Below are 14,613 nucleotides of genomic sequence, written 5' to 3' on the forward strand. Positions count from 1 at the left end.
CGGGGCTATTCTTCAGCCGGACAGGTCGCGACGGTCGGGCAGTTTTCAGCGTATACGCTGATGCCGCTGCTCTGCTGTGATGCACTGAAACGATCACTGTCCAGCTTTGCCGCGCAAGCGCTCGCTTCGGCGGCGGCATCAGGGCAGTTGGCCTCCTGCAACGCGTGAGCAAAGTTATTCCAGCCGGCGGCGATGCGTGGAAACTCAGTCGTCAGCTTGTTGTAGTGACTGACCGCATCAGGCCAGTCTTCATTGGCAAAGGCGATATTACCCATACCCAGCAGGGCCGCGGGTTGGTCCGGCCACTTGGCGTTCGCTGTCGCATAAGCGGTGTAAGCGGCCTCTGTATGATCGGTTGTTTCCAGATCATTGGCCGCCCGCAGGAACGGCAGAGGTTCCGCGGATACCGGCAGCTGATCGGGTGGCAGCATGGTGACGGCCCAGTTTTCTGATCGCGCCCAGGTGGCGCTGAAGACGGAGAGCGGCTCCTCTGCCGCTTCCTGGGTGCCGGTATGCAGGGTGATAGTCTTATCATTCGAATCAAAACCGATCACCACGGCAAAATGCCATTGTGGCCACCAGTCAAATCGAAGGTTTTGCAGCACCAGCACAGGATGCCCTGCGGCCACTTCGGCGAGCAGCGATTCGAGCGATCCATCCAGCGGGTACACCAGCAAGTCATGATTGCGTGCCGCTGCGACCATCTCCACCTGAAGTGAGCCTTCCCGTCCGGGGATATAGACCTGTGATTTCAGTGCTTCAGGATCCGTTTCAATATGCTGTGCGTTCAACATCATGGCCAGTGAGGCCGGGCCGCACTGGTATTGCTCCTGCGGATAGAAGGGCACGTTGTCGATCTGATGTCGGCCCTGCAGGCGCAGTTCTAGTGAGCCGTCCGCGTAGGTGGGCCAGTCGGGCGTTGCTGCGCAGCCTGCCATGACCAGCGCCAGAAGAATCACGGGGACCGCCCTTGAAAGGGCGGTCGTTGAGTTCAGCGTCATCACGTGATGATTTACCGGATACAGTTAATGAACGGGAAAATGTTGGTAGCACACAGCATGTCGGTGATGATGAAGATCACCAGAAACAACACGATAATACCGACTACACCTTCACCGGCGGGGGCTTCCGCCAATTGCTGCTTGAAAGACGCCAGTTCAGCAGGGGTCAAGCTGTTGATGCGGTCTTTGACTTCACTCTCGCTGACGCCGAGCGTGGCCAGCTTGTCCTTCACATCCTGGCGTTCCAGCATGTTCAGCAGTGTTTGCTGATCAAGGTCGGCCTGTTGTTCAGTCAGCAGCTCGCCGGTGCCGACAATGCCGGTGTTGGCAGACGCCAGCGAGGGAATGGTCCAGAGCGCGGTCAGCATCATGACCAGTGTCATAACGGATGAGATCTGACGAAGGTAGGTTCTTGTTGTACGCAAAATGTCGACTCCTGATGCGTGAGTGAATCAGCCTTAAAGTTTGATTGCGCCAAACGCGGTTGCTCAGCATTTGGTCAGCTCAATATGGTTATTATGCCGACATGAGCATACACCGTTACACATGAGCGACAGACTTCCGACAAATGAAAAGGGTTTAATAAACGTCAGGTGCTGAGCGGTTTGTCTGGTATGAACCTTTCCACTCATGTGTCATCCTGACCTTTCTGCCCCGTTGCATTAACTGCAGCAGACGCCATTTCTCCATGCGCCGCCCGGCGCAAACAAGCGATCCTCTCATGAAAAAAAGTAGCCGCTCGAGCTCCAGACCGGCGTGGCACCCGGTATTCTGGACAACCTGGGTCGCGATTTTTGGGCTCTACCTGCTTTCTCGCCTGCCGATGCGGACCAAGCAACGATGGGGTAAAGGCATTGGTTTGTTTCTGCGCAAGCGCCTGAAGTCCAGGGCAAAAGTGGCACGCACCAATATCGCGGCCTGCATGCCGGAACTGGATGAACAGGAGCGCGAGCAGTTGATAGACGACAGCTTTGTTGCCTGCGCCCGGGGATTTCTGGAAACCACCCATGCCTGGTGGAATGACATGGCGCCTTATCAGGCAAGTGCTACCGTTACGGGCCTTGAACACCTGCAGGAAGCGGTGAATCGTGGTCGGGGGGTATTTCTGATTGGTGGTCATTACAGCATTTTCGATTTCGCCCTGCCGCTGATTGCCTGTCAGCTCACCAAACCCGGCTATGTGTATCGTCCCAACAATAACCCGGTACTCGATGGCGTAATCGAGAAAGGTCGCTGCCGGCACTTTGGTATCCGGTCATTCAACAAACGCCAGATCCCGGACATGATCGACTTTCTGAAGGGTGGCGGGCAGGTCTGGTATGCCTGTGACCAGGACTTTGGCGGGAAAACTCAGTTGTTTGTGCCGTTTTTCGGCGTTGAAACAGGCTGTATCACCAAACCTTCGCAGATTGCGCGGGAATCGGGCGCTTCGGTGATTTGTGTCAGTCACCTGAGGACGCCGGATGGCGGATACGCGCTGGATTTTTCGCCAATTATCGAGGACTTCGGTGATGATATGGCAGAGGATGCTGCGACCTGGAACCAGTTTATCGAAACCACGATTCGAGAGTTTCCAGACCAGTATCTATGGTTGCACAAGCGTTTCAAAACACGACCGGAAGGTGCCGCCAAGCTCTATTGAACTCGAGCCCCTGGCCACCTCCCGCACCTTCTGAGGCTGCTGCAGTCGCCTGCTCAGCCCTGGCGGGGTGCAAACATGATGATTGCCATTCCCAGCAGGGCAATCAATGATCCCGCAATATCCCATGCGGTGGGCCTGATGCCATCCACCAGCCATAACCAGAGTATGGCTACCGAAATGTAGACACCACCATAGGCGGCGTAGACTCTGCCCGCCGCCGTTGGGTGTAGCGACAACAGCCACGCAAACGCCACCAGACTCAGTGCCCCAGGTAGCAAAAGCCAGGCTGACTTGCCTTCCCGAAGCCAGAGATAGGGCAGGTAGCAGCCAATAATTTCCGCAACGGCAGTGATGATGAACAGCCCAATGGTTTTGAGTTCCGGCACGTGCTCTCCTGCTTCTGATCAATGTGATACTCGAACCTGCGTCCGCACTTTGGGAACGAGCTTAACGCGGCTGTTGCCGGCTGTCCCCCTGACTGGTTAACTTCGAATGCGGCACTGCCCTGTCAATTGGGGTAGGGTATGCGCTTTCAGGATCTGCCGCGGGGAACAGAACGGGGTGTTCGATTGAGTGAGCTAGGCGAAAAACGACTGAACAAATTTATCAGCGAATCGGGCTTTTGCTCGCGTCGGGAGGCGGATGCGCTGATAGCCGAGAACCGCGTATCGATCAACGGGAAGGTGCCGGAACTGGGCACCCGGGTTGGCCCCGGCGATGTTGTCTACGTCGATGGCAAGCGGATCAAGGCAAGTGCGGCCAACAAATCAGACCGTATTTATATCGCCTATAACAAACCGGTCGGCATCACCTGCACCACCGAGCATCAGGTGAAGGGCAATATTGTGGATGCCATCGGTCACAAGGAGCGAATCTTTCCGATCGGGCGCCTGGATAAGCCATCTGAAGGGCTGATTTTTCTCACCAGTGACGGTGATATCGTCAACAAAATCCTGCGTGCTGAAAATGCCCACGATAAAGAGTATGTGGTCACGGTTGATAAGCCGCTCACCGAGAAATTCGCAACGCAGATGGCTGCCGGCGTGCCGATTCTCGGAACGGTCACCAAACCCTGTGAAGTGACCATTGTAAGCCAGTTTGTCTTCAAGATTATTCTGACCCAGGGGCTCAACCGGCAGATTCGCCGCATGTGCGAGTACTTTGGCTATGAGGTTACCCGTCTGCGGCGCACCCGCATCATGATGGTGTCGTTAGGTAACCTGAAGGCGGGTCAATGGCGAAATCTGACAGCCAGTGAAGTGACGGCGCTGGATCGTGCCGTGGCTGATTCACGCAAGACGTCGGCCGCAACCGACCAGGTCAAACCGAAATCAGAAACCAAACCGAAACCCGCTACAACAGCTGGCGGGCGAAAGGCTCCGGGAGCCGGTCGATCAGAAACCGGTGGTCATCCTGCTGGCAAAGCCGGTCAGAAAATCCCGCGAAAATCCCCTAAAAAATCGGGTAAGAAGCCAGCCAAACGCGGCCGCCCGGGCAAGTCCGCGCGTTAGTACCGGTTTGTGGTGTGCCTTGCGTTCCGACATAAAAAAGCTCGCAGGCCCTGAACGCCTGCGAGCTTTCGGTCAGTACGACAGATGCCTGCCCGTGACCTATTTCGGCTTCTGCCGCCGGGCCAGCACGTAGCCGATAATGCAGCCGGTGCCAATCAGGATCATGACCCAGCCGGCGTTGCCGCCCATATCGGTTTCCCCGGAGCCCGGCCCCAACATCACGACAATGCCAATGATCAGGGTAAACAGCCCGGCTGCCAGCAAGATAAACAGGCTTTTCCGGGGCTCCTTCTTCATTACGGTTTTGGGATCGTCCATTGTTGCCTCCGTTCCTTATCCAAGGGCATTTGCCCTAATGATCTGAACAAAAAACAACCAGATCTATTCACCAGTATGATCGTTAAGTCACGTCCTTCAAGTGGCTTTTTCAGGCATGGCCCGATCAGGCAGCGGCCAGTACTTCGACAATTTTGGCGCTGAAGGCATCCAGATCATCCGGATTGCGGCTGGTGATCAGCCCGTCTTCATAGTGCACTTCCTCGTCGACCCAGTGACCGCCGGCATTGGTAATATCCGTTTTCAGGCTGGGCCAGGATGTGAGGGTGCGGTTTTTCACAGCATCCGCTTCGATCAACGTCCAGGGCGCGTGGCAAATGGCGGCTACGGTTTTGCCCTTGTTGAAGAACTGCTTCACCAGTTTGACGGCGTCATGGTCCATTCGCAGTGCGTCAGGGTTGGCAACGCCTCCGGGTAGCACGAGGCAGTCGTAGTCGTGCACGTTAACGTGCTGGACGGTTTTGTCGACCGGGAAGCTGTGAGCCTTATCCAGATGGTGATAGCCATCGATCTCACCTTCAGACAGCGACACCAGTTCGAGATGGGCGCCGGCGCCCTGCAGGTCTTTCCAGGGGCGCGTCAGTTCGATTTGCTCCACGCCGTCTGTGGCGAGAAACGCGATTGTTTTACCATGCAGTGGTGCATCCATTTCGGGAACTCCTGTGCTGGTTTGAGTGAAAACAATACCGTTTCACCATAACGCATAAATCGCCGTTTAACGGGGGGATGAAGGAATTGAAATGTTTCACATTGCTTTTTGCAGCAGTGTCTGCCCAACTAAACAAAGGTTATGCCACTTTTATTCACACTAGCGAATAATGAGCCGCCAATCACCATCAACGCACCATAGGAGGGTAATGCCAATCATGGAAAACCAGCGACACACCGGGGGTAATTCAACGGAGAGCGAGAACGCTCCCGAACAGGTAGCCCTGATTGATGCGGTCAATATCCGCAGCCTGTCGTTGGTTATACTCACCAGTATGGCCTCATTGGTCTTTATCGATTGGGCCCAACCCGTATTGCTGCCGCTGATCGTTGCGGTGCTGATCAGTTATGCGCTGGATCCTTTGGTGTCAGGTCTGGACCGTTTGCATTTCCCCCGGCCCTTGAGCGCCGCTGTGGTTTTGGTGGCCCTTGTGTGCATTGTTGCAGCAGCCAGCGTACCGCTCAAAAATGAAACAATGGAAATGCTTGATAAGGTGCCGCAGGCCGTCAAGCAGTTTCAGCAGCGAGATGCCAAAGCGCCAAAGGACGAAGAGAGCATAGTGGACAAGGCGCAATTCGCCGCCAAGCAGATCGAGAAGAGCGCCGCATCAGACAAAAATGGAGACACGAGTCGATCGGGCATTACTCCGGTCCGGATAATCGAAAAGCCTGTGGACGTTCAGGAATACATACTCCAAGGCTCTCCCGCTGCGTTGGTGCTGATTTCCCAGTGCTTTTCTGTCTTGCTGCTGGTGTATTTTTTATTGGCAGTGGGCTCGCTCTACAAGCGCAAGGTGGTCAAGCTCTCGGGGCCCTCATTTGGCAGTATGCGAAACGCCGCGCGAATCATGAACGATTTCCATCATCAGGTCCGGCGCTTTCTGTTCGTGATGATGCTCGGCGCCTTGTTTGTCGGCGTGCTGACCTGGCTGGCCTTTATGGCATTGGGGGTCGAGCAGGCGGGCCTTTGGGGTGTGGTGGCAGGTGTCGCCAGCGGCATTCCCTATCTTGGCCCGTTTCTGGTGCTGATTGCGACAAGCATGGCCGCGTTTCTGCAGTTTGGTGAAATGGATATGGCGATTATTGTCGGCGGCACGTCCCTGGCTATCACCAGCGTTCAGGGGTATCTGCTGACGCCCTGGCTGACCAGCCATGTTTCGAGCCTGAATGCGGTGGCCATCTTTATCGGACTGCTATTCTGGGGCTGGTTGTGGGGGCCGATCGGCCTGATTGTGGCCACGCCGATGCTGATGATCGTCAAGTCCCTGTGTGATCACGTTGTTAACTTGCGCCCGGTAGGTGAGCTACTGGGTAAATAGACGCCGGAAAACCCGGCCGGGAAAACAGCCTGGCCGAGAAAACAAAAAGAAAAAGCGGAGGTGCGTTGTGTGGGATAGCGAAATTCCATTACTCGATATGTTCATTCGGTTATCGGTAGCCGCAGGCCTGGCGTTGATGCTCGGGCTTGAACGCGAATTGCGTGGCAAGGCGGCGGGCTTGCGTTCGCATATGCTGGTTTCACTGGGGGCGTCCGCTTTCATCATGATGGGCATGCACATTCTGTTCGCCACTGCAGAAGGCGATCCATCCGCACGGATTGACCCTACCAGGATTGTTGAGGGCGTGATCGGCGGCATCGGCTTTCTCGGTGCGGGGAGTATTATCCAGAGCCGCGGCAACATTCAGGGCATCACGACCGGTGCATCAATCTGGATGGCGGGTGCGATAGGCGTGGCCTGCGGTATCGGCAATATTGCGCTTGCCTGCATGGTGACGGCGATGGCGCTGGTCATTATGGTGGTGCTGGGCCGGTTTGAGCACGAAGTCATTAATGGCAGGTCGGGCAAATCAGGCGATACAAGCTCGGACTGATTCTTCCACAGCCGGGTATTGGCGAGCGGGGACAGGCGGTGATGGCAAAGGCGAGAGGCAAATGGTTGGTCATGGCTCTATTGGCAGGTGTGACGGCTCAAGGATGCTCATCGCGTGGTATGTACGAGTCCACGCAGCAACGCCGGGTAGACGATTGCAGCCGGATCATCAATACCAGCGAACGGGCCCAATGCGAAGAGCGGGCCCGAATGCCTTATGATCAGTACAAGCGAGAAACGCTGGATGAGGCGACGCGAGGGGCAGACTGACCCGCTGTTTCATGCCTGCGCAGCCGCGGACTGCTGTGCGCTTCGCAACTTGACCACGTTCGCCCGAGGAGACTCGCCAAACAGCCGACTGTATTCCCGACTGAAGTGGGAAGGACTTTCATAGCCTACCCGATAGCTCGCCGTGGCAGCCTCCAGACCTTCCGATAACATCAAGCGTTGTGCCTCGTGAAGTCGCAGTTTCTTCTGGAACTGTAGCGGCGACATCCGGGTGACTTCCTTGAAACTGTGGAACAGCGATGATTCGCTCATGTTCACTTCTTCAGCCAGTTCACCTATGCGCAAGGGTTCCGAAAATCGGTTCTTGAGTAGCGCAATCACTTTGGCGATTCGGTGGGCCTGAGTATTCGATGCTGCAAACTTGCGCATCCGGGGGCCCATCTCGCCAATCAGGGCGCGATACAGAATTTCCCGGCGAGCAAGGGGAGCCAGCACTCGCTGGTCGCCAGGGGAATCGAGCAGGCTGATCAGGCGACTAAAGGCACCGAGCATGGCATCGTCACTCTTGGCCATACACATACCGCACGCCGCCTCCGGGCAGGCGTCCTCTCCTTGCGCCTGCGTGCCCATTTCCAGCACCAGGCTTGAGACTTCGTGCGGATCAACGTCAAGTCTCACGGCAAGATAAGGCTCTTCTGGAGAGGCTTCCGTGACCTGGCCGGTAATGGGCAGATCGACGGACGATGCCAGATAGCTGAGTGGCCCGTAAACGATCTTGCGATCCCCCAGCCAAACGGTCTTGCTGCCCTGCACCAGTATGCACAGCGAGGGACGATACACAGACGAGAAGCAAGTAGTCGTGGTGTTGCTACGAATCAAATCAACGCCATCAATTGCCGAGGGCTGCAGGCCTTCTTCAGGTGTCCATTTAATGATTGTTCGCGCCAGTTGCTCGCGTAGTCTTTCAGTATTCGAATATGGCTCGAACACGCTGATTGCGCTGAAATCCACCTTGCGTTCCTCCCCCGTCGTGACATCAGAAGTATACGCCCTGCCACTTGTATAATAAGTTGCGAATCCGAAGTTTTGCAGGATTAGGCAATTAAGCTGCAGGAATGCGCAATGTTCTGCAATAACCTCTGCGCGGGTGGTCTAGACCTGTTCATCAAGGTGTCATGCTGGATGCAGAAATAGGCAATCACCGCGCAGAAACCGAATACCTCCCCCTTGTCGTTATTCCCTAAAGTGGCTGTCATCGGTAGCCCAGTATCCAGACGCGCGGCTGCCTGCTGCTGAACGTCCGAGTGACTGATTCGGCGGCGTCCCCTACCAGATCTGATTGAATCACGGGAGTGACAGACTCATGGAATTGATCAATAAACCCGGCATACGACGCTGTGCCGTTGCGGCGATGCTGACGCTGACCAGTACATTGTGGCTGTCCGGTTGTGATGCCCATGGCGAAGAAGAAACCGCCCAGCAACAACCGGCACCCCCGTCGGTTGAAGTGGCGGAAGTGGTTAGTAGTGATGTGACCTTGTGGGATGACTTCTCGGGGCGCGTCGTCGCGCCGGAGACTGTGGCCTTGCGGCCCAGGGTCAGCGGTTATATCGACAGTGTCAGCTTTGAAGAAGGCGAAATGGTCGCCAAGGGCGATGTGCTCTTCTCAATTGACCCACGGCCTTACAAGGCCCGCGAGCGAGTGGCGGAGGCCAATCTGGCACAAGCCCGCAGCCATCTTGAACTTGCCCGGAGTGAAGCCAAACGAGCCGAGCGATTGGTAAAAGGAAGGGCGATTTCCCAGGAAGAGTATGACCAGCGTGCGTCAGCGCTCGCCTCCGCCCGCGCTGCCGTGGGGTCCGCCCAGGCCACGCTGGATACTGCCCGGCTGGATCTGGAATACACCCAGGTGAAATCGCCAATCGCAGGCCGTGCCGGTCGTGCAGGCGTTACGCGCGGCAATCTGGCGAGCGCAGACACCACGATTCTCACCAGTATCGTGTCGGTTGATCCGGTTTACGTGTACTTCGAGAGCAATGAAGAAACGTTTCTGGGCGGCCGGAAACTGCTGCAGAACGATCAGGGCCCACGGGTTGAAGTCGGGCTTGCCGGTGAATCCGGTTTCACCCATCCCGGGGTGGTGGATTTTATCGACAACCAGCTGAATGCCAATACCGGCACCCTGCAGTACCGGGCAGTGCTGCCTAACCCTGAAGGCATGCTCAAACCGGGTCAGTTCGCTCGAGTGCGGATGCCGACGTCGAACCTGGATAAGGCGCTACTGGTAGATCAGAAAGCCGTCGTCACCGATCAGGATCGGCGCTTCGTGTACGTGGTGAAAGCCGACAACACGATTGATCGCCGGCAAGTGGTGCCAGGAGGTCGGGCGGACGGTTTGATGGTGATTGCCGATGGTCTGGCAGCAGGCGACCGGGTGGTGGTCAGCGGTCTGCACAAGATCTTTGGCGCCGGCATGCCAGTCACCCCGCAACCGGTCGATATGCAGCGCAAAGAGGTTGCAGGCTCAGTCGCGATTATCCCCTGATTGCAGGCGAGCCTTCGCCCAGCCTTAACCCGACCTAACACAAGCAGTTCATTATTCGGCGCTATTCGGCATCTCCCTTCGGGGAGGTGCCTGAGGGACTATTGTCATGAATATTTCTCGGTTTTTCGTCGACCGACCGATTTTTGCATCGGTGCTGTCGATCATCATCTTTGTGGTGGGGTTGATCAGTATTCCGCTGCTGCCGGTGAGCGAGTACCCGGAGGTTGTGCCTCCGAGCGTGCAGGTCACCGCGAACTACCCCGGGGCTAACCCGAAAACCATTTCCGAAACTGTTGCCACGCCGCTGGAAGAGTCCATCAACGGTGTGGAAAACATGATCTACATGAAATCCGTGGCTGGCAGTGATGGCCGGTTGATGTTGACGGTGACCTTTGAACTGGGCACCGATCCGGACCAGGCCCAAGTGCAGGTCCAGAACCGCGTCACCCAGGCCTTGCCCCGGTTGCCGGAAGACGTGCGTCGCCAGGGCGTGACCACGCGCAAGCAGTCGCCCAACCTGATGATGGCGGTGCATCTGGTCAGCCCGGACGACAGCTTTGACGCTACCTATATCCGCAACTATGCCGTGCTGCATATTCGCGATGAGCTGGCCCGCATTCCCGGCGTCGGTGAGGCGGGGCTGTTTGGCTCCGGCGACTATGCCATGCGGATCTGGGTTGACCCGCAACGGGCCGCTGCGCTCGGTGTAACGGCTGGCGATATTGCGGCTGCGGTGCAGGAACAGAACGTGCAGGTATCGGCCGGCCAGATCGGCGCGCCGCCGATGCCCGATGGCTCTGATTTTCTGATTTCCATTAATGCCCAGGGGCGCCTGAGCAGCCCTGAAGAGTTTCGCGATGTCGTGCTGAAAACCGGCGATAACGGTGAAGTCACCCGTCTGGGAGATGTCGCGCGTGTTGAGCTGGCATCATCGCAGGATGCATTGCGGGCGCTGCTGGACGGTAAGCAAGCCGTCGCGCTGCCGATCTTCCAGGCGCCCGGCTCCAATGCGCTGGAAGTCTCCCGCGCTGTACGCGCCAAGATGGCCGAGTTGGATGATCAGTTCCCGGATGGCCTGGCATGGGAAGTCGCTTACGACCCCACGGTATTTGTCAGCACCTCGATTGAATCGGTTATCACGACGCTGCTGGAAGCGGTGGCGCTGGTGGTACTGGTTGTGGTGTTGTTCCTGCAGACCTGGCGTGCGTCGCTGATTCCGTTGCTGGCGGTGCCCGTATCGATTATCGGTACCTTCTCAATCCTGCTGTTACTGGGTTTCTCAATCAATACACTGACGCTGTTCGGCATGGTGCTGGCGATCGGTATTGTGGTGGATGACGCCATCGTGGTGGTGGAAAACGTCGAGCGTAATATTGAAGAAGGGCTGGCGCCGATTGCTGCAGCCCATCAGGCGATGCGGGAAGTGAGCGGACCGATTATTGCGATCAGTCTGGTGCTCTGCGCGGTGTTTATCCCGATGGCGTTCCTTGACGGCATTACCGGCCAGTTCTACCGCCAGTTCGCCATGGCGATTGCCATCGCGACCGTGATTTCTGCGATTAACTCGCTGACCCTGTCACCGGCGTTGGCGGCAACCCTGCTCAAGCCTCATGGTGCCAAACCGGATCTTTTCGCGCGGATTATCGAGCGCTTGTTTGGCTGGATATTCCGCCCATTCAACCGGTTCTTCCAGCGCAATGCCGATCGCTATCAAGGGTTTGTCGGCCATAGCCTGAATCGTCGTGGCGCGGTATTCATGGTGTATCTCCTGCTCCTGGGCGGCACCGCCTTCATGTTTAATCAGGTGCCGGGCGGGTTTATACCCACCCAGGATAAAACCTACCTGGTCGGCAGCATCCGCTTGCCTGAAGGGGCGTCGCTGGATCGCACCGAAGCCGTGGCACGACGGGTCAGCGATATCGCGCTGGAAACCGAGGGCGTCGCCAACGCCGCTGCATTTGTTGGCTTCAATGCACTGCAGGGCAGCAATACCCCGAATGTGGGCACGGTTTTCATCCTGTTTGATGATTTCAGTGTGCGGGATAAAACAGCACAGGCGATTGCGGCTGAGATCAACGGCAAGCTGGGTGATGTGAACGAAGGGTTTGCGATTACCTTTATGCCGCCACCGATCTTTGGTCTGGGTGCGGGCTCTGGTTATTCGATGTACATCCAGGATCGCTCCGGTGCCGGCTATGGTGAGCTGCAGACCGTCACCAATCAGCTCGCCGGTGCGCTCAGTGGTACCGAAGGCCTGGGCTATCCGATCAGTTCCTATCAGGCCAACGTGCCCCAGCTTGATGCCATTATCGATCGGCAAAAGGCGAAGGCCCAGGGGGTGCGGATGGACGATCTGTTCACCACTCTGCAGCTCTACTTCGGGTCGCTTTATATCAACGACTTCAACCTGTTCGGGCGCACCTATCGGGTAATGGCGCAGGCGGATGCCCCTTATCGGGACGATCCTGACGATCTGAACTCGCTCTATACCCGCAATCGCGGCGGCGACATGGTGCCGCTGAACACCATGGTGACACTGGAGCGTTCATTCGGGCCTGACCCGGTGATCCGGTACAACGGCTATCCGGCCGCCGACATCATCGGCCAGTCTGATCCAGCCGTGCTGTCATCAGCCGAAAGCCTGGAAGTGGTGGCTGGCGTCGCCGGGAAGGTGCTGCCTTCGGGCATGACTTTCGAATGGACCGACCTCAGCTTCCAGCAGGTGACGCAAGGGAACGCGGCGATGGTGGTATTCCCGCTCGCGCTTCTGCTGGTGTTCCTGGTGCTGGCTGCGCTTTACGAGAGCTGGGTGTTGCCTCTGGCGGTCATCCTGATAGTGCCCATGTGCCTGCTGGCAGCGCTGTTTGGCGTCTGGCTGACCGGCGGCGATAACAACATCTTCGTCCAGGTCGGACTGGTGGTGTTGATGGGGCTGGCGTGCAAGAACGCTATCCTGATTGTCGAATTCGCCCGTGAGCTGGAAATGCAGGGTAAGTCGGTGATGGATGCGGCGCTGGAAGCCTGCCGCCTGCGGTTGCGGCCGATCATCATGACCTCCGTCGCATTTATTGCAGGCGTTGTACCACTGGTTCTGGCCACGGGCGCAGGCAGTGAAGTGCGTGCGGTGATGGGCATTACCGTGTTCACCGGCATGCTGGGCGTGACCCTGTTCGGGCTCCTGTTGACCCCCGTGTTCTACGTGGCCCTGAGCACCTTTGCCAACCGGCATCGCGCCAACAAAGACGATTCGGCGCCATCGCCGGATGAATCCAACCGGACGGAGGTTTCACATGGCTAGGTCATCATTGTCACTAACTGCGCTGATCGCACTCATGCTGGCCGGTTGTGCCGTGGGGCCTGACTACCAGGCCCCGCAAACGACGGACGCCCCGGACCGGTTTAACGAAGTTCGTAACCCTGATCCGTTTGATGCGCAGGCAGAGCGGCGCTTCTGGCAGGGGTTTGATGATCCGATGCTGGCGGACCTGATCCGCCAGAGCCTCAGTGCCAACTATAACCTGCAGGTCGCAGTGGCCCGGTACGAGCGGGCGCAGGCGCTGTTGCGAGGGGCTGAGCGCAACCAGTTGCCGAGTGTTACGGCGTCCGGCTCGGTTTCGGAGAATCACCTTGCGGAAGTGGAGCGCACCGGTTCGGCGGATGACGTCACGCTGTATCAGGTGGGGGCGGTGGCGCACTGGGAGCTGGAGCTGTTTGGTCGTCTGCGTCGCATCACCGAGGCTCAAAGCGCGGAGCTGGATGCTGCCGGAGCGGATCTGAATGCGGTCCAGGTCGCGTTGGTGGGGCAGCTTGCCAGCAGTTACTTCGAGTTGCGGGGCCTTCAGCAGCAGTTGCTGGTGGCCCGACGAAACCTCGATAACCAGCAGCAGACACTGGATATCGTCACCTCTCGGCTGGAAGCCGGACGCGGAACCAATTTTGATACCGTGCGCGCCCAGACCCAGCTTGAAACGGTGCGCTCGACGATTCCTGCACTGGAGGCCGGCATACGCGCCCGAATGCACAGGATTGCAGTGCTAACAGGTCAGCAGCCGACTGCCCTGATTGCAACGCTGTCGAAAGCGAAGTCGTTGCCTGAAGTTGTGCCGGCTATTCCGGTCGGCAGCCCCGGAGGCGTTCTGCGCCGCCGACCGGATGTGCGGGCTGCGGAGCGTCGATTGGCGGCAGCCACTGCGGGTATCGGCGTTGCGACAGCGGATCTGTTCCCGCGCTTCAGCCTCGATGCGCTGATCGGCTCGGTTGCAGACAGCTCTGGTGACCTGTTTACCGGCGGTGCGGCATCACGTCGTGTGACGCTTGGAATCGACTGGACGTTCCTCGACTTCGAGCGGGTGCAGGCCCGTATTGATGTGGCCGACGCTGACGCTCGCGGTGCCCTCGCGAACTACCGCCAGACCGTATTGAACGTGCTGGAAGAAACCGAAACCCTGCTGGTTGAATACCACCGTGCCCAGACCCGTACCGACTATCTGTCGCGGGCAACAGCGGCAGCCAATGAAGCGGCGAGGCTGGCGAGGCAACGCTATCGCGAAGGGCTGATCGGCTATTTCGAAGTGCTGGATGCCGAACAGGAACTGATTGATACCCGCGACTCGTTGATCCGGAGCAGAACGTCAGTGACGCTGGGAATGGTCAATCTCTATCGGGCTTTGGCGGGTGCGCCTCAGGCTGCCGAAGAAACGGCAATGCAGTAATCGGAGAAAGAGAAGGGAAAGGAAAACGTCGGGCAGGGTGCAGCGTGAGAGTGTCACCC

At 57.6% G+C, this 14,613-nt stretch carries 14 protein-coding genes; 8 read left to right on the forward strand and 6 right to left on the reverse strand.

The genetic code is table 11. The features are described from left to right. Window positions 1–5: 5 nt before the first annotated feature. Together ACUN9X_RS03125 and ACUN9X_RS03130 are read right to left on the reverse strand one after the other, a co-directional pair. Window positions 6–959 carry a PA2778 family cysteine peptidase gene (locus ACUN9X_RS03125; RefSeq protein ID WP_445472154.1) on the reverse strand — a complete coding sequence of 318 codons (954 nt, stop codon included), beginning with the start codon at window positions 957–959 and terminating at the stop codon, window positions 6–8. Between the two features lie 53 nt (window positions 960–1,012). Next, a complete protein-coding gene (locus ACUN9X_RS03130; RefSeq protein WP_347710210.1) occupies window positions 1,013–1,426 on the reverse strand; it encodes a PA2779 family protein in 414 nt (137 codons plus the stop codon). A gap of 296 nt (window positions 1,427–1,722) precedes the next feature. Between ACUN9X_RS03130 and ACUN9X_RS03135 the strand changes: the two genes are divergently transcribed. Then, window positions 1,723–2,643: a lysophospholipid acyltransferase family protein gene (locus ACUN9X_RS03135; protein WP_445472155.1), complete on the forward strand. Its 921-nt coding sequence runs from the start codon at window positions 1,723–1,725 to the stop codon at window positions 2,641–2,643. Between the two features lie 53 nt (window positions 2,644–2,696). Here the strand turns inward: ACUN9X_RS03135 and ACUN9X_RS03140 are convergent, their stop codons facing one another. Beyond that, window positions 2,697–3,029 carry a YnfA family protein gene (locus tag ACUN9X_RS03140; RefSeq protein ID WP_260038718.1) on the reverse strand — a complete coding sequence of 111 codons (333 nt, stop codon included), beginning with the start codon at window positions 3,027–3,029 and terminating at the stop codon, window positions 2,697–2,699. 183 nt (window positions 3,030–3,212) lie between these two features. Between ACUN9X_RS03140 and rluF the strand changes: the two genes are divergently transcribed. Then, window positions 3,213–4,154 carry a 23S rRNA pseudouridine(2604) synthase RluF gene (gene rluF, locus ACUN9X_RS03145; protein ID WP_445472156.1) on the forward strand — a complete coding sequence of 314 codons (942 nt, stop codon included), beginning with the start codon at window positions 3,213–3,215 and terminating at the stop codon, window positions 4,152–4,154. 99 nt (window positions 4,155–4,253) lie between these two features. Here the strand turns inward: rluF and ACUN9X_RS03150 are convergent, their stop codons facing one another. Then, a complete protein-coding gene (locus ACUN9X_RS03150; protein WP_445472157.1) occupies window positions 4,254–4,472 on the reverse strand; it encodes a hypothetical protein in 219 nt (72 codons plus the stop codon). A 124-nt stretch (window positions 4,473–4,596) separates the two neighbouring features. Next, window positions 4,597–5,139 carry a type 1 glutamine amidotransferase domain-containing protein gene (locus ACUN9X_RS03155; RefSeq protein WP_445472158.1) on the reverse strand — a complete coding sequence of 181 codons (543 nt, stop codon included), beginning with the start codon at window positions 5,137–5,139 and terminating at the stop codon, window positions 4,597–4,599. A 208-nt stretch (window positions 5,140–5,347) separates the two neighbouring features. On the opposite strand from ACUN9X_RS03155, the gene ACUN9X_RS03160 reads away from it, so the two are divergent. From ACUN9X_RS03160 to ACUN9X_RS03170, 3 genes are all read left to right on the forward strand, one after another. Beyond that, window positions 5,348–6,517 carry an AI-2E family transporter gene (locus ACUN9X_RS03160; protein ID WP_445472159.1) on the forward strand — a complete coding sequence of 390 codons (1,170 nt, stop codon included), beginning with the start codon at window positions 5,348–5,350 and terminating at the stop codon, window positions 6,515–6,517. Between the two features lie 67 nt (window positions 6,518–6,584). Continuing rightward, window positions 6,585–7,070, forward strand: a complete 486-nt coding sequence (locus ACUN9X_RS03165) for an MgtC/SapB family protein (protein ID WP_260038711.1) — start codon at window positions 6,585–6,587, stop codon at window positions 7,068–7,070. A gap of 119 nt (window positions 7,071–7,189) precedes the next feature. After that, a complete protein-coding gene (locus tag ACUN9X_RS03170) occupies window positions 7,190–7,339 on the forward strand; it encodes a hypothetical protein (protein WP_260038709.1) in 150 nt (49 codons plus the stop codon). Between the two features lie 9 nt (window positions 7,340–7,348). Here ACUN9X_RS03170 and ACUN9X_RS03175 read toward each other — a convergent pair whose 3' ends face one another. Next, the gene (locus ACUN9X_RS03175; RefSeq protein WP_445472160.1) at window positions 7,349–8,308 is read right to left on the reverse strand and encodes an AraC family transcriptional regulator; all 960 of its coding nucleotides are present in this window, start codon (window positions 8,306–8,308) and stop codon (window positions 7,349–7,351) included. Between the two features lie 352 nt (window positions 8,309–8,660). Between ACUN9X_RS03175 and ACUN9X_RS03180 the strand changes: the two genes are divergently transcribed. The 3 genes from ACUN9X_RS03180 to ACUN9X_RS03190 all read left to right on the forward strand — a co-directional run bounded on the left by ACUN9X_RS03180 (window position 8,661) and on the right by ACUN9X_RS03190 (window position 14,554). Beyond that, the gene (locus ACUN9X_RS03180) at window positions 8,661–9,842 is read left to right on the forward strand and encodes an efflux RND transporter periplasmic adaptor subunit (RefSeq protein WP_445472161.1); all 1,182 of its coding nucleotides are present in this window, start codon (window positions 8,661–8,663) and stop codon (window positions 9,840–9,842) included. A gap of 106 nt (window positions 9,843–9,948) precedes the next feature. Then, window positions 9,949–13,140: an efflux RND transporter permease subunit gene (locus ACUN9X_RS03185; protein WP_260038705.1), complete on the forward strand. Its 3,192-nt coding sequence runs from the start codon at window positions 9,949–9,951 to the stop codon at window positions 13,138–13,140. Beyond that, complete coding sequence (locus ACUN9X_RS03190) at window positions 13,133–14,554, forward strand: efflux transporter outer membrane subunit (protein WP_445472162.1); 1,422 nt, start codon at window positions 13,133–13,135, stop codon at window positions 14,552–14,554. Before ACUN9X_RS03185 ends, ACUN9X_RS03190 begins: the two co-directional genes overlap by 8 nt. Window positions 14,555–14,613: the final 59 nt, after the last annotated feature.

The sequence above is a fragment of the Marinobacter sp. V032 genome, assembly GCF_052645435.1.

Bases quoted from the DNA above. Each gene is read 5' to 3' on its own strand.
- ACUN9X_RS03135 (WP_445472155.1), top strand. From the start codon at position 1,723: ATGAAAAAAAGTAGCCGCTCGAGCTCCAGACCGGCGTGGCACCCGGTA.
- ACUN9X_RS03150 (WP_445472157.1), bottom strand. From the start codon at position 4,472: ATGGACGATCCCAAAACCGTAATGAAGAAGGAGCCCCGGAAAAGCCTG.
- ACUN9X_RS03155 (WP_445472158.1), bottom strand. From the start codon at position 5,139: ATGGATGCACCACTGCATGGTAAAACAATCGCGTTTCTCGCCACAGAC.
- ACUN9X_RS03160 (WP_445472159.1), top strand. From the start codon at position 5,348: ATGCCAATCATGGAAAACCAGCGACACACCGGGGGTAATTCAACGGAG.
- ACUN9X_RS03170 (WP_260038709.1), top strand. From the start codon at position 7,190: ATGTACGAGTCCACGCAGCAACGCCGGGTAGACGATTGCAGCCGGATC.
- ACUN9X_RS03180 (WP_445472161.1), top strand. From the start codon at position 8,661: ATGGAATTGATCAATAAACCCGGCATACGACGCTGTGCCGTTGCGGCG.
- ACUN9X_RS03185 (WP_260038705.1), top strand. From the start codon at position 9,949: ATGAATATTTCTCGGTTTTTCGTCGACCGACCGATTTTTGCATCGGTG.
- ACUN9X_RS03190 (WP_445472162.1), top strand. From the start codon at position 13,133: ATGGCTAGGTCATCATTGTCACTAACTGCGCTGATCGCACTCATGCTG.